Annotated in this window: 13 protein-coding genes; 2 read left to right on the top strand and 11 right to left on the bottom strand. The window is 72.1% G+C overall.

Annotated elements, in window-relative coordinates; translation table 11 throughout:
• Nucleotides 1–22 precede the first annotated feature (22 nt).
• The 11 genes from IEY37_RS13195 to IEY37_RS13145 form a co-directional block, all read right to left on the bottom strand.
• The gene (locus IEY37_RS13195) at nucleotides 23–865 is read right to left on the bottom strand and encodes a lipoate--protein ligase family protein (protein ID WP_188942137.1); all 843 of its coding nucleotides are present in this window, start codon (nucleotides 863–865) and stop codon (nucleotides 23–25) included.
• Entirely contained in the window at nucleotides 862–1,596 is a 735-nt protein-coding gene (locus tag IEY37_RS13190; protein WP_188942135.1) for a 2-oxo acid dehydrogenase subunit E2, read from the bottom strand. Before IEY37_RS13190 ends, IEY37_RS13195 begins: the two co-directional genes overlap by 4 nt.
• Nucleotides 1,593–2,483 carry a class II fructose-bisphosphate aldolase gene (locus IEY37_RS13185; RefSeq protein ID WP_188942133.1) on the bottom strand — a complete coding sequence of 297 codons (891 nt, stop codon included), beginning with the start codon at nucleotides 2,481–2,483 and terminating at the stop codon, nucleotides 1,593–1,595. Before IEY37_RS13185 ends, IEY37_RS13190 begins: the two co-directional genes overlap by 4 nt.
• Before the next feature lie 32 nt (nucleotides 2,484–2,515).
• Nucleotides 2,516–4,030, bottom strand: a complete 1,515-nt coding sequence (locus IEY37_RS13180) for an FGGY family carbohydrate kinase (RefSeq protein ID WP_188942131.1) — start codon at nucleotides 4,028–4,030, stop codon at nucleotides 2,516–2,518.
• Nucleotide 4,031: 1 nt separating this feature from the next.
• Entirely contained in the window at nucleotides 4,032–5,738 is a 1,707-nt protein-coding gene (locus IEY37_RS13175; protein ID WP_229674379.1) for a glycerol-3-phosphate dehydrogenase/oxidase, read from the bottom strand.
• A 181-nt stretch (nucleotides 5,739–5,919) separates the two neighbouring features.
• On the bottom strand, nucleotides 5,920–6,165 hold the full coding sequence (locus IEY37_RS13170; RefSeq protein WP_188942129.1) for a biotin/lipoyl-containing protein: 246 nt from the start codon (nucleotides 6,163–6,165) through the stop codon (nucleotides 5,920–5,922).
• Nucleotides 6,162–7,241 carry an alpha-ketoacid dehydrogenase subunit beta gene (locus IEY37_RS13165; RefSeq protein ID WP_188942127.1) on the bottom strand — a complete coding sequence of 360 codons (1,080 nt, stop codon included), beginning with the start codon at nucleotides 7,239–7,241 and terminating at the stop codon, nucleotides 6,162–6,164. The genes IEY37_RS13170 and IEY37_RS13165 overlap by 4 nt, the downstream gene beginning before the upstream one ends.
• A complete protein-coding gene (locus IEY37_RS13160) occupies nucleotides 7,238–8,248 on the bottom strand; it encodes a thiamine pyrophosphate-dependent dehydrogenase E1 component subunit alpha (protein ID WP_188942125.1) in 1,011 nt (336 codons plus the stop codon). The genes IEY37_RS13165 and IEY37_RS13160 overlap by 4 nt, the downstream gene beginning before the upstream one ends.
• Nucleotides 8,249–8,324: 76 nt before the next feature.
• Nucleotides 8,325–9,365, bottom strand: a complete 1,041-nt coding sequence (locus IEY37_RS13155) for an ABC transporter permease (protein ID WP_188942123.1) — start codon at nucleotides 9,363–9,365, stop codon at nucleotides 8,325–8,327.
• Nucleotides 9,366–9,433: 68 nt separating this feature from the next.
• Entirely contained in the window at nucleotides 9,434–10,972 is a 1,539-nt protein-coding gene (locus tag IEY37_RS13150; protein ID WP_188942121.1) for a sugar ABC transporter ATP-binding protein, read from the bottom strand.
• Nucleotides 10,973–11,102: 130 nt separating this feature from the next.
• Nucleotides 11,103–12,263: a substrate-binding domain-containing protein gene (locus tag IEY37_RS13145; RefSeq protein WP_188942120.1), complete on the bottom strand. Its 1,161-nt coding sequence runs from the start codon at nucleotides 12,261–12,263 to the stop codon at nucleotides 11,103–11,105.
• 199 nt (nucleotides 12,264–12,462) lie between these two features.
• Between IEY37_RS13145 and IEY37_RS13140 the strand changes: the two genes are divergently transcribed.
• Both IEY37_RS13140 and IEY37_RS13135 read left to right on the top strand, forming a co-directional pair.
• Entirely contained in the window at nucleotides 12,463–13,434 is a 972-nt protein-coding gene (locus tag IEY37_RS13140) for a sugar-binding transcriptional regulator (protein ID WP_188942118.1), read from the top strand.
• Between the two features lie 109 nt (nucleotides 13,435–13,543).
• Nucleotides 13,544–14,209 carry a phosphoribosyltransferase gene (locus tag IEY37_RS13135; RefSeq protein ID WP_229674378.1) on the top strand — a complete coding sequence of 222 codons (666 nt, stop codon included), beginning with the start codon at nucleotides 13,544–13,546 and terminating at the stop codon, nucleotides 14,207–14,209.
• Nucleotides 14,210–14,215: the final 6 nt, after the last annotated feature.

Raw genomic sequence — 14,215 nt, 5'->3', positions numbered from 1 at the left:
TGGTCGGGTGGGACGTGGCCGGTCAGCCCGTCCCGGTCGGGGCGGGCGGCGCGCCGGGACCGGGATCCACGGCGGCAGGTGTCAGCGCGGGCAGGGCGGCCTCCGTCACGGTCACGCCCGAGGCGACGGCGTCGACCAGCAGCCGGCGCACCTCCGCCACGTCGAGACCGGGCCGGTGGTCCGCGACCGCCCCGACGGTGCTCGGGTCGAGCGGCATGTCGAGGCGACGGTAGACGGCGGTGACCACCTCCCGCACCGGCGCCGGGTCCTGCACCACCAGCACGCCGCTGACCAGCGTCGCCGCCGACGTGCGTCGCGCCGCGGTACCGGCCAGCTTCGTCGTCCCGCCGGCGTTGACGCTGTACCGGCCGGGGCAGTACTCGTCCGGCACGGCGCCCAGCCGGGCGTCGACACCGGCGGACCGCAGCACCGCGACCAGCAGGTGACCCAGCGCCGCCAGCCGCTGCCAGGGGTCCGGGTCACCGGGCCGGTCCGCGACCACCAGGTCCAGGCACAGGGCGCCGCGGTGGTAGGCCGCCATCCGGCCGCCGGGCGCCCGGCGCACCGGCGTCCAGCCGGCCTGCCGCGCCGCGGCGAGGCTGGCGTCCCGATGCGGGGAGAGCAGGTCCAGGGCGCTGAACGCCGCGGTCGGCGGCGGGCTGTAGAGCCGCAGCCAGGCACCGTCCCGGGCATCCGCGACCCACCGCAGCAACGCCGGGCCCAGGCCGGCGTGTGCGGCCGCGTCGGCCCCCGCCGGCCCGGTGGCCACCGCGAGCCGCCGGTGCGCGCCGACCAGGGTGCGCACGGCGTCCGGCACCGACAGCACCGGCGGTGCGGACGGGACGGTGGGCGCCGGCGTCGTCACTCCAGTCCGTCCCCGCGTTCCAGCGCGGCCCGGATGTCGGCGAGCAGGCCCGCCCCGGTCGCGCCGTCCACGGCCCGGTGGTCGCAGGTCAGGGTGAACGACGCCAGCGGCGCCACGGTGACCGCGCCGTCCCGGACGACCGGCGTCTGCACGGTGCTGCCCACGGCCAGGATGGCGATCTGCGGCGGGTTGAGGATCGCGTCGAACCGGTCGATGCCGAGCATGCCGAGGTTGGACACCGTGAAGGTGCCGCCGGTGATGTCCTTCATCGCCAGCTTGCCGGCCCGGGCCCGCGCCACCACGTCCTTGCGCTTGGCCGCGATGCCCGGGAGCGCCTCGCCGCCGAGGTCGGCGAGCACCGGCACGGTGAGGCCGGCGTCGGTGGCCACGGCCAGCCCGACGTTGATCGACGGGAACACGGTGACGACGTTGTCGGCGAAGTGGGCGTTCAGCTGCGGATGGGCCTGCAGTGCCCGGACGCAGGCCAGCACGATGGCGTCGGTGACGGTGGCCCCGCGGGACCTGAGGTCCGCGCCGAGCAGCCTCGTCATGTCGACGTCCACGCCGAGGTGGAACACCGGCGCCGCCCAGGCCTCCACCATGCGGCGGGCGGCCACCTTGCGTACCCCGGCGAGCGGCGTGCTGACCGGCGCGGACGGCAGGGCCGGTGCGGTCGTCGCGGGGGCGCCGGCGGCGGGCACGGCGGCCAGCTGCTGACCGTCGGCCGTCATGCCGAGACCGCCGCACCGTCGACCGCCGGCACGCCCACGGCGCGACCGGCGGTCGCGCCGGCGCAGCCGTAGGCGCGCATCTTGGCCACCGTGGCCGCCGCCATCCGGTCCCGGCCCCGCAGCAGGGCGTACTCGAGCTGCCGGTCGCCCTCGCCGAACGCCTCCTCGAGGCCGCCGCGGAAGGCCAGCCGCAGATCGGTGTCGGCGTTGAGCTTGTGGACGCCGACACCGATGGCGGCGTGCATCTGGGCGTCCGGGACGCCGGAGGCACCGTGCAGCACCAGCGGCACCGGGACCACGTCGCGGATCCGCGCGATCAGGTCGATCGCCAGCGGCTGCGGCTCACCGGCCGTGGTGCCGTGCATGACACCGGCCGAGATGGCGAGCATGTCGACGCCGGTCTCCGCGACGAACCGCTCGGCCTCGTCCACGTCGGTGTAGTACGAGCCCCACTCGATGTGCTCGTCGGCGTCCGGGATGCGACCCAGCTCGGCCTCGACCGGGATGCCGTACTCGTGCGCGAGCTGCACGACCTTGCGGGTGGTGGCGATGTTCTCCTCGAACGGCAGGTGCGCGCCGTCGTACATGATCGAGTCGAAGCCGAGCCGGATGGCCTCGAGGACCTCGTCGTAGGGGCCGTGGTCGAGGTGGACGACGTAGTCGGCGTCGGACTCCCGGGCGTTCCGGACGGTCATCTCCCAGGCCTTGCGCAGGCCCATGTGCGGCACCACCGCGCGCCCGATCTGCAGGAAGACCGGCGACTGCGCCTGCTCCGCCGCGAGCAGCAGGGCCTGGGTGGTCTCGTCGTTGTGGACGTTGAACGCGCCCACGGCGTACCCGCCGTCGCGCGCCTGCTGCAACCACTGCAGCGGCTTGGACTCCGTCATGTCGGCAGCACCTCTCGTGGTGGGGGTCGTGGTCACGCGCCGCGCAGGGCGGGGTCGAACCGGCTGGGCAGGGTGCGGTCGACCGCCTCCTGCCAGCCGCTCCGCCGGGCTGCGCGCTCGTCCGGGGACATCCGGGGCTCGAACTCGCGGTCGCAGCTCCACGAGCGTTCGATCTCGTCGGCCGAGGACCACACACCCGTGGCCAGGCCGGCGACGTAGGCGACGCCGAGCGCCGTCCGCTCCAGCGCGCGCGGACGCCGGATGACCCGCCCGCTGATGTCCGCGAGGAACTGGCAGAGCAGATCGTTGCGGGCTGCGCCGCCGTCGACCTTCAGTTCGGTGACCGGGACTCCGCCGCGGTCGAGTTCGGTGATGACGTCGCAGGTCTGGAAGGCCATGGCCTCCAGGGCGGCGCGCACCAGGTGCGCGTGGTTGGTCTCCAGCGTCAGACCGACGACGGAGGCCCGGGCCTGGCGGTCCCAGTGTGGCGCGCACATGCCGCCGAAGGCCGGGACCAGGTACACGCCGCCGGCGTCGGGGACGGACGAGGCCAGGGTCTCGATGTCCGTCGCGTCGTCGAACAGTCGCAGGTTGTCGCGCAGCCACTGCAGCGTCTGTCCGCTGTGGAACACCACGCCCTCGAGCTCGTAGGCGGTCCGGCCGCCGACCGTCCAGCCCACGCTGCTGGTCAGCCCGTCCACGAGCTGCGGCCGGACGCCGGAGTTGACGGTGAGCACGCCCGCCGTGCCGAAGGTGTTCTTCGCGGACCCGGCGCCGAAGCACGCCTGCCCGTACATGCCTGCCTGCTGGTCGGCGAGCACCCCGCGGATGGGGACCGGCAGACCCAGCACGGACGGGTCGGTCTTCCCGAAATCGTCGTCAGAAGCGACGGTCTCGGCCAGCAGCGAGGTCGGGATGCCGAGCATCGCGCAGAGCTCGGTGTCCCAGCGCAGGTTCTCCAGGTCGAACAGCGCGGTGCGGGACGCGCAGGAGTGGTCGGTGCGGTGCACCCGACCGCCGGTCAGGTTCCAGACCAGCCAAGTGTCGACCGTGCCGCAGGCCAGCTCGCCGGCTTCCGCACGTTCCCGGACGCCCGGCACCTCCGCCAGCAGCCAGGCCACCTTGGCGGCGGAGAAGAACGAGTCGTTGCGCAGGCCGGTGCGCCGGCGGAACTCCGCGTCGAGCCCGGCCGCCTGCCAGCGCCGGACGATGTCGTCCGTCTGGTGGGAGATCCAGACCACCGCGTCGTGCACCGGCTCACCGGTGCGGCGGTCCCAGATCATCACCGTCTCGCGGTGCGAGGTGACGGCCACCGCGGCGAGATCCGAGGCGTGGACGCCGGTCTGCGCCATGACGCGGTGCACGGTGTCGAGCTGGGTGCGCCACAGGTACCGCGGGTCCAGCTCCACCCAACCCGGGCGCGGCCGGCTCCACTCCACGGCCGCCCTGGCCTCGCCGACGATGGCGCCGGTGCTGTCGACGACGACACTGCGGGCGCTGCTGGATCCCTCGTCCAGGGCCAGCACGTACGGTGCGGTGCCGGACATGTCAGGCCCTGGCCCCCGCGGCGGCGGTGGCCGACCTCGCGGCGGTGGTGACCGTCGCGCCGGCGCCGAAGCTCTCCGAGCGCGGTCCCGCCGGGTCGGGGACGGCGAGCACCTGCAGCCAGGTGCGGTAGCCGTCGACCTCGCGCCGGCGGCGGTCCTCGTCCCAGCCCAGGTGGTCGCCCAGGACCTGTACGGCCCGGTCGACGGACTCGAGACCGTGACCCGGCTGGAAGGCCACCAGCACCCGGCGGGCCAGCACGTCGGTCAGCGTGCACGCCAGGTCTGTGTCGACGGCGAAGAGCAGCTCCGCCGCGATCAGCCGGGACCGGGGGTCGACCACCTCGGCCAGCGCCGGGTCGGCGCCGACCAGGTCGACCACCTGGACGGCGCGGCTGCCGTAGAGGCGGACCAGCCGGTCGACCACGTCGGCCGGCAGGCTGCTGCGGGCGGCCAGCGACCGGCGGAGCGCCGCCAGGTCCGCCACCTGCGCCCCGGGCAGCAGCCGCCGCCGGGTGGGGCACGGGGGAGCGGGACGCTCGCGCCGGCGGAAGATGTCGTCCACGGCGTCCTGCGCCAGCTGCCGGTAGGTGGTCAGCTTTCCGCCGACCACGGTGACCAGTCCCCGGATGCCGGTGTCGGCGTGGTCGTGCAGCACGTGCGAGCGCGGCACCGAGGACTCGGCGGTGTCCGGCACGTACGGCAGGGGGCGGACGCCGCTGTAGGTGAACAGCACGTCGTCCAGGGACAGGTGCGCCTCCGGGATCAGCGCGTTGACCTCGCCGAGCAGGTACTCGGCCTCGCCGATGTCGCAGCGCGCCGTGGACGGGTCGTCCTCGAACCGGATGTCCGTCGTGCCGATGAGGTACCGGCCCATCCACGGGATGATCAGCACCAGCCGGCCGTCCCGCCGGGACTCGTAGTACACGACGTCGGTAGGGGCGCCGGGGAACGGATCGACGATGAGGTGGCTGCCCTTGGTGCCGCCGTTCAGTCGCGGCTGGACGGGCACCCCCTCGGCGGCCAGGGCCCGGTCGATCCACGGACCCGCGACGTTGTAGACGAGATCGGCGTGGGTCTCACCCGTCTCGCCGGTGAGCCGGTCGGTCCAGCGGACGCCGCGGACCCGGCCGTCGGCGAGGATCGGCGCGTCGACCCGCACGTGGGTGGCGATCACGGCGCCGTTGGTGCGGGCGTCGACGGCGAGTTCCACGCACAGGCGCTCGGCCAGCTCCAGCTGCCCGTCGTAGAAGACCACGGCACCCTGCAGCCCGTCGTGCGAGATGCCCGTGAACCGCTTCGCGGCCCGGCCCTTGGTCAGCACCCGGTGCATCGGCGGAGTCTTGCCGACCGACAGCGCGTCGTAGGCCACCATGCCGAGCTCCACCATCCAGCCCGGACGGCGGTTGTGCTTGAACAGCGGGATCATCAGCGGCACCGGGTGGCACAGGTGCGGGGCGAGCGTGAACAGCCGCTCGCGTTCCTGCAGCGACTCCCGGACCAGCCGGACGTCGTACTGCTCCAGGTACCGCAGTCCGCCGTGCACCAGCCGACCCGACCACGCGGAGACGCCGCTGCACAGGTCCTCCTGCTCGAGCAGCGCGACGCGCAGCCCGCGCAGCGCGGCGTCCTGGGCGATGCCCAAACCGTTGATGCCGGCGCCGATGACGACGACGTCGAACGGCGCTCCGGTCAGTTCCGGACGTGTCACCTGATCACTCCAGTGTGTCGGTCGGTGCAGGGGTCGGTGCAGGGTCGGTGGCCGCTCGGGCCCTGTGTCCGCGCCGGTGTCGCGGGCGGTCACCGCCGGCCGCGCTCTGCCCGCGCGGTCCGGTCGGCCGGCGTGCCCGCCGCGACCGCCACCGCCAGGCGGCGAGACTTGTCCGGCTGATTCAGTCCTCGGATTCGATGACCGCGACCAGCGTGCGCACCTCGACCGTCTCGCCCTCGGGGACCACGATCTCGGTGAGGGTGCCGGCGGCCGGGGACTCGAGGGTCTCCTCGACCTTCTCGGCCTCCACCTCGGCCAGCGGCTCGTCCTCGGCGACGGTGTCGCCGACGGACTTCAGCCAGGTGGTGATGGTGCCCTCGCTCATGCCCATGCCCCACTGCGGCAGCAGCACTTCGATCCTGCTCATGATGCCGGAACCTCTTTCACGTCGATGGAGTCGTCGGCGATGGTCCTGCCGTTGGCACCGTCGGTGCCGTGCCGGCGCTCGCCCAGGGAGGCCCGGACGGCGTCGGCGATGGTGCTGCGGTTCGGGTACAGCTGCTTCTCCAGCGCAGGGCTGAACGGGATCTGGGTGTCCGGCGTGGTCACCCGGCGGATCGGTCCCTTGAGCTGGTCGAAGATGTGCTCGGCGGCCAGCGCCGAGATCTCGCTGGACGCACTGCACGTGCGGTGCGCCGGGTCCGCGACGACCAATCGTCCGGTCTTGGCGGCGGCCTGCAGGATGCCGTCGACGTCCAGCGGCACCAGCGTCCGCGGGTCGAAGACCTCGACCGAGATGCCCTCCTGCGCCAGTGCGTCGGCGGCGGCGACGGCCTCGGGGACGGCGCCGGACACCGCCACGATCGTCGCGTCGGTTCCGGTGCGCAGCGTCCGACCGACGCCCAGCGGCGTGCGGTACTCGTTCTCGTCCACGTCCTCCTTGGTGCCCCAGAGGATGCACGCCTCGAAGATCAGGACGGGGTCGTCGCTGTCGACGGCCGCGCGCAGCAGGCCCTTGGCGTCGCTCGGGCTGGACGGCGCGACGATCTTCAGCCCGGGCACGTTCATGAACATCGGGTACGGCCGGTCCGAGTGGTGCGCTCCGGTGTTGAGCCCGTAGAACATGGCGGACCGGAACACCACCGGCATGCTGGCCTGGCCGCCGAACATGTAGCGGTTCTTGGCCACCTGGTTCACGAACTGGTCCATCGCCATGTAGAGGAACGACGAGTAGGACAGGTCGACGATGGGCCGCAGGCCGGTCATCGCGGCACCGGCGGCCGCGCCGACGATGACCTCCTCGGAGATCGGGGTGTTGCGGATGCGGTTCTTGCCGAACATCTGCAGGAAGTCGCCCTGCTGTGCCCGGGACTTGCCGCTGCCGCCGGTGGTCCCGTAGACGTTGGCCTCGACGTCCTCGCCGATGATGATCACGCGCTCGTCGGCCTGCATGGCCTCGCGCTGCGCGGCACCGATGGCGCCGAGGTAGCTCATGACGGTCACTGGTGGGCTCCTGCCAGGGCGGGCTGCTGCGGCTGGTCGGTGTAGAGGTCCTCGAACGCGACGGACGGGTCCGGGTAGGGGCTCTCGTCGGTGAACCGGACGGCCTCGTCCACCTCGGCGAGCACGTCGGCGGCGAGCTGGTCCAGCTCCTGTTCGGTGGCCACGCCCCGTCGGACCAGCTCGGCCTTGAACAGCTCGATCGGGTCCTTGGCGACCCACTCCGCCTTCTCGTCGGCGTTCCGGTAGTCCACGCCCAGGCGCAGGCCCTCGGAGTGCTCGTTGAACCGGTAGGTGACCACCTCGACGAGGGTGGGGCCCTCGTCGGCGCGGGCCCGCGCCACCGCCGTGCTCACCGCGTCGTACACGGCCAACACGTCCTGGCCGTTCTCGACCCGGACGCCCGGCATGCCGAAACCCGCGGCGCGGTCGGCGATCACGCCCGAGGTGACGGTGTGCGCGGGAGTGGACAGCGCGTACTGGTTGTTCTCGCAGAGGAAGATCACCGGGAGCTTCCAGACGCCGGCGATGTTCATGGCCTCGTACAGGCAGCCCTGGTTGGCGGCGCCGTCACCGAAGAAGGCCAGCGCGACGCGGCCGTTGCCCAGCACCTTCGCCGACAGGCCGGCGCCGGTGGCGATCGGGATCGACGAGCCGACGATGCCGGACTCGCCCAGGCTGCCGACGGCGAAGTCGGCCAGGTGCAGCGAGCCGCCCTTGCCCTTGCAGACTCCGGTGCCCTTGCCGACCAGCTCGGCCATCAGCGGGCCGAGCGGAGCGCCCTTGCCGATCGGGTGCCCGTGGCTGCGGTGGTTCCCGGTCATGTAGTCCTGGGTGCCCAGCGCCATGGTGGCGCCGACGACCTGCGCCTCCTGGCCGATGCTGGTGTGCACCGTGCCGGGGATCTGGCCGCGCTTGACCATCTTGGACGCGCGCTCGTCGAACCGCCGGATGCGGATCATGCGCCGCTGCATCTCCAGCAGCACGTCCCGGTCGGGGACATCGGTCATCTCGGACTCCTCCAGGCTTGCGTGGGGGCGGGACGGCTCGGGCCGGCCGCCGGCGGGAACGGGTGACGGCTGCCGGTCAGGCGCCGCGGGCTCGGATGCCGCCGCGGTCGGACAGCACCGCGGCGAGGATGACGATGCCGACGACCACCGGCTGCAGGTTGGAGTTGACGTGCAGCAGGGACAGGCCGTTGTTGAGTACACCGATGATCAACAGGCCGATGAAGGTGCCGCCCATGGTGCCGACGCCACCGGCCAGGCTCGCGCCGCCGATGACCACCACGGCGATGACGTTGAGCAGGTAGCCGGTGCCGGCCGTCGGGGCCGCGGAATCCAGCTGGGCGATGTCGATCCATCCGGCGACCGCCGCCAGCGCGCCGGCGATCATGTAGACGCGAGTCTTGGACCACTTCACCGGCAGACCCGAGAGCCGCGCGACCTCCTCGTTGCCGCCGATGGCGTACAACGCCCGACCCCCGGGCCGGTACTTGAGCCAGAATCCGATGACCAGGTAGACGACCACCAAGAGGATCCCGACGAGCGGGATGCCGCCCGGCTTGAGATTGAAGAACTTGTCGAACCAGCTCGGGAAGCCGTTGATGGTGTTCCCGTCGGTGATGAACAGCGTGAACCCGGACGCCGCCGACATGGTGGCCAGGGTGGCCACGAAGGCCTGGACCCGGCCGTAGGTGGTGAGGATGCCGTTGATCAGGCCGATGAGCGCTCCCATGGCCAGGCCGAGGATCATCGACAACCCCCACGGCAGGTGCACGTTCGCGAAGAGCCAGGCGCTGAACATCATGGTCAGTGCCAGAACGGCTGCCACCGACAGGTCGATGCCGCCGACCAGGATGACCAACGTGGCACCCGCCGCCATGATGCCGATGTCGGACACCTGCGAGATGATGTTCGACAGGTTCTGGGCCCGAAGGAAGTACGGCGACAGGACGCTCAGCAGGATGACGAGCAGGATCAGGCCGGCCAGCGGGCCGCCCAGCGCGCGCAGCCGACCCAGGACGAGTGTGCCCGCACGGGTGCGGGCCGGGGCGTCGACCGGCGACGGTGCAGGTACCGGGCTGGACGTGGTGCTGTCGGACTTGCGCAGATCCGGTGTGCTCATTCCGGTGTACTCCTCCGGCGGATCGAGTGGTCGGGACGGGGCCGCAGGGCGGTCGCTGGGGGCATGTGTCAGACCCGGCTACCGACCGGCACCGCGAGCTCCATGACGGTTCGGGCGTCGGCCTGTGCGCGGGGCAGGATCCCGCGTTGCCGCCCGTTCGACATCACGAGCACGCGGTGCGAGAGTCCCAGCACCTCTTCGAGTTCGGACGAGACCACGATGACGGCGACGCCGCGAGCGGCCGCCGAGCGGATGATCTCGTAGATCGCCATCTTCGCGCCGACGTCCACCCCGCGGGTGGGCTCGTCGAGGATGAGCACCTGCGGCTCCTTGACCAGCCACTTCGCCAGCAGCACCTTCTGCTGGTTGCCGCCGGAAAGCCGGACGACGGGACCGTCCATGCGGCCGCGGATGTCGAAGTCCTGCCGGGCCTTGGCCGCGGTACGTCCCACCATCCGGCGGGTGATCAGCGGGGCCGTCCTGGCCATGTCGGCCTCCCACGGCCCCACCACGTTCTCCGCAGAGGTCAGGCCCAGGTTGAGACCCTGGCCCTTGCGGTCCTCGGGGACCATCACGATGCCCGCCCGGATGGCGTCGGCGGGCCGCCGGACGGTCAGCGGCGCACCGTGCAGCGTGATGGTGCCGGTGTCGGCCCGGTCGGCACCGGCGATGGTGCGCACGACCTCCGTCCGTCCGGCTCCGACGAGCCCGGCGATGCCGAGGATCTCGCCGCGGGACACCGTAAAGTTGACGTCCGCGAACGCTCCCTTGCGTCCCAACCCCTGCACCTGGAGGACGACGTCCTCGGTGTGCGCCGCCGGTGCGTGGTGTTCGAACGTGAAGTCCCGGCCGACCATGGCACTGACCAGCTCGCCGGACGGTACCCGAGCGACGCCGCCGGCGACCGCAGGGTCGCCGTCCCAGGACCGGACGAGGTTGCCATCGCGCAGGCAGACGATCTTCGTGCAGACTGCCTGCACCTCGTCGAGCCGGTGCGAGATGTAGATGACCCCAACTCCCGTCGAGCGCATCCGCCCGATCTGTTCCAGGACCCGGTCGGTCTCGTGCTGCGTCAGCGAGGCCGACGGCTCATCGAAGATCACGTAGCGGGGCCGGCGCGAGATCGCCTTCGCGATCTCGATGCTCTGCTGGGACGCCATGGACAGGCCGACCACCTGACGGCGTGGATCGAGACCGATGCCCAGCCCGCGCAGCACGTCACCGGCCTCGTCGTTCATGCGCCGCCGGTCGACTCGACCGCCCTTCATGGGCAGCCGGCCCAAGAAGATGTTCTCCGCCACGGTCAAGCTCGGCACCATCCGGATCTCCTGGTGGATGAGTGCGACCCCCTGCGTCAACGCGTCGTGCGGGTTGCTCGGCACGTAGGTCTCGCCGTCCAAGGTCATGGTTCCGCTGCTGGGTGGCACGGTCCCGGCGATGATGTTGCACAGAGTGGACTTCCCGGCACCGTTCTCGCCGATCAGGCCGACCACGCCGCCTGCCGGGACGTCGAAGGACACCCCGCGCAGGACGACGATCCCCGCGTAGTCCTTGGTGACGTCGCTGCAGACCAGCGCCCGTCCGGCGGTCGACCCCAGATCGGCCATCGTCGCTTCTCCTCGTCGAGAATCAGTCGGGAGCAGGGCGGTCCGCCTGCCCGCGGATGGGCGCCGGCAACGGTGTCCCCCGGGGTTCCCGGCCGCCCGGTGCGTGTCACGCGCCGGACGGCCGGGGTCGTCAGCGGACGTTCGGGCCGTAGAAGAGCGTGGTGTCCACGGTCGCCGCGTTGTCCTTCGTGACCAGCACGGTGTTCTGGTACTGCTCCGCCGGAACCTGTGAGGCCTGGCCGGTGACGATCAGCAGGGAGTCCTTCACCGCCAGCTGGCCCATCTGGTAGGGGATCTGGGCCTGCGTGGCCTGCGTCAGGCCGGACTTGATGGCGGCGACCATCGTCGGGAACCCGTCGATGCCGACCGAGACGATGGTCTTGCCCTGGTCCTTGGCGGCCTTGGCCGCACCCAGACCCATGGCGTCGGACTCGCCGAAGACCGCCTTGATGTCGGGGTTGCCCTGCAGCATGGTCTGCACCTTCTTGTACGCCTGGGTCTCGTCCCAGTTGGCGGTCTCGGTGGCAACCACCTTGATGCCCGGGTTCTCCTTCAGCGCGTCCTCGAAGCCCTGGGTTCGTTGCACCTGTGCGGTGGCGCCGAGCACGCCGGTCAGCAGGCCGATCTCGCCCGAGCCGCCGATCTGCTTGAACATCCACGTGGCGAGGTCGTGGGAGGCCTTGACACTGTCGGTGGCGATGTACGTGGCCAGCTTGCCGTCGCCGCTCTCGGGCTTCTCGTCCACGGCGATCACCGGGATGTTGGCGTTGTTGGCCGCCTTGACCCCGGCCAGCGCCGAGGTGGCGTCCTGCGCGATGAAGATCAGCGCGTTGACGTTCTGGGTGATCAGGTCGTTGACCTGGTTCACCTGCTTCTTTGCGTCGTTGTCCGCGGACTCGACGACCACCTTGACGCCGGCGGCGTCGGCCGCCTTCTTCATGCCGTCCACGGCTGCGATGTAGAACAGCGACTTCTGGTCCGCGACAGAGATTCCGATTGTGTACTTGGAGAAGTCGCCGGTCGGCAGGGTCAGGTCCGGGCCACCGGCGGCTCCCGAGCCGCTGGTGGAGCCGCTGCCCGACGAGGCGCCGGCGCTCGCGGAGCTGGCCGTGGCTGCGCCCGACTCGCCGGCGGAACTGCTGGCGGCCGAGCTCGAGCTAGTCGAGCTGCTCGACGACGACGAGGAGGATCCGCCGCTCGAGCTCGAGCTTCCACATCCGGTCACCGTCACGGCCAGCGCCGCGACGGCGGCGATCGTCGCAGTCCACCGGCGGGTCCTGAAGGCTGCCATTGCCTCTCCTCGGGTGCGCCGCTGCGGTGCGACGCTTGTGGGGAATAGATATGCAGAGCTAGCATGTCTACCTGCTCGCTGAGAAGTATGGCGGATGTGGCCGGAGTGTCAAGCCCTGCGGGAACTGGACAGTCGGACCGCGGTGCGCCCACCATCCCGGTGGGGCGGCGTGCAGGTCGGCGACGGAAGGGGTGGGCCGGTGGCTCGGGTCCGCGACACCGAGGTGGAGCGGCTGGTCACGACGGTGGCCTGGCTGTACCACACGAAGAACATGCGGCAGAGCGCGATCGCGGAGCGGCTGGGGATCTCCCAGTCGCGGGTGTCCCGCCTGCTCGACCAGGCCGTGTCCATGGGCATCGTGCGCACCATCGTGGTGCTGCCGGACTCGGCGCATTCGGTCCTGGAGAGCGAGCTCGAGTCCGCCTACGGCCTGCGCGAGGCGCACGTCTACGACCTCGGGGACACCGCCGACGACGCGCAGCTGGTGCGGGAGCTCGGCCAGCTGCTGGCGCTGCACCTGCAGTCGTCGCCGCTGGACGCCGAGGTCATCGGGTTGACCTCGTGGAGCCGCTCGCTGGGCGAGACCGTCCGCAGCCTGCAGCCGGTGCGGACGTCGACGGCGCGCACCGTGGTGGAGATGCTCGGCGACGTCGGCCCGCCGCGACTGCAGCACGAGGCGGCGCAGGTGACTCAGCAGCTGGCGCACCTGACGGGTGCCTCGCCGATGTTCCTGCGCATTCCCGGGGTGACCCCGAGCCCCGAGGTGCGGCGGACGCTGCTCGAGCACAACCCGCACGCGCGGGAAGCGCTGCGGATGCTCGACCAGGTCGAGCTGGCGCTCGTCGGGATCGGTGCCGGGCGGATCGTCCCCCCGCTGCAGGGCGGCGAGAACTTCTTCACCGCCGAGCAGTTCGAGCGGGCGCGGGCGGCCGGCGCGGTCGCCGAGATCAACCTGCGGTTCATCGCCGAGGACGGTTCGCCGGTGGTGACCGAGCTGGACGAGCTGGTGGTCGGGGCGACCCTGGAGCAGGTGCGCCGGGCCGAGCGCCGACTGGGTGTCGCCGGTGGTCCGGCCAAGTACCGGTCGATCCGCGCGGCCCTGCTCGGCGGGTGGGTCAACTGTCTGGTGACCGACTCCAGGACGGCGCGGTACCTGATCGAGCACCGCTGACACCGGCGTCGGACGGGGTTGCGGTCGTCCGGTCGACGGGCCAGCATCCGGTCATCCGCGGCGGCCGGGGCACTCCCGCGTCGCGGCGACGGCTCCCATGGAGGTGCCCGTGGCTGGGGACGGCAGCAGGCTCCCGTGGTCGGACCGTGCCGATGCCGGGCGCGCGCTGGCCGAGTGTCTCGGTCACCTGCGTGACCGGCCGGTCGTCGTGCTCGGGCTTCCGCGCGGCGGCGTGCCGGTGGCCGCGGCGGTCGCCGCGGCGCTGGCCGCGCCGCTGGACGTGATCGTCGTCCGCAAGGTCGGGGTGCCGGGCCAGCCCGAGCTGGCGATGGGCGCGGTCGGCGAAGACGGGGTGCGGGTGGTCGAGGACGCGATCCGCCTGCGCTCCGGGACCGACGAGGCTGCCTACGCGGCGGCGGAGCAACGGGCACGGGTGGAACTCGAGACGCGGGCGGCACGGCTGCGGGCGGTGCGGGCCCGCGTCGACCTGCAGGACCGGGTGGCCGTCGTCGTCGACGACGGCCTGGCCACCGGTGCCACGGCCCGCGCGGCGTGCCGGGTAGCCCGGGCGCACGGCGCCCGATGGGTGGTGCTGGCGGTGCCGGTCGGTCCGGAGTCCGCGCTGCGGAGGTTCGACGCGGCGGACGGGGTGGTCTGCCCGGCGCTGATCCGCCGGTTCCGGGCCGTCGGCGACCACTACCGCGACTTCCGGCCCACGACGGACGTCGAGGTGGAGGCGCTGCTGCGTGAGGCGGTCGCCCGGACCGGCGGCTGACCGGCC

It is taken from the genome of Nakamurella endophytica (assembly GCF_014646215.1).
GTDB lineage: Bacteria > Actinomycetota > Actinomycetes > Mycobacteriales > Nakamurellaceae > Nakamurella > Nakamurella endophytica.
This window is presented reverse-complemented; position numbering and strand designations above follow the sequence as displayed.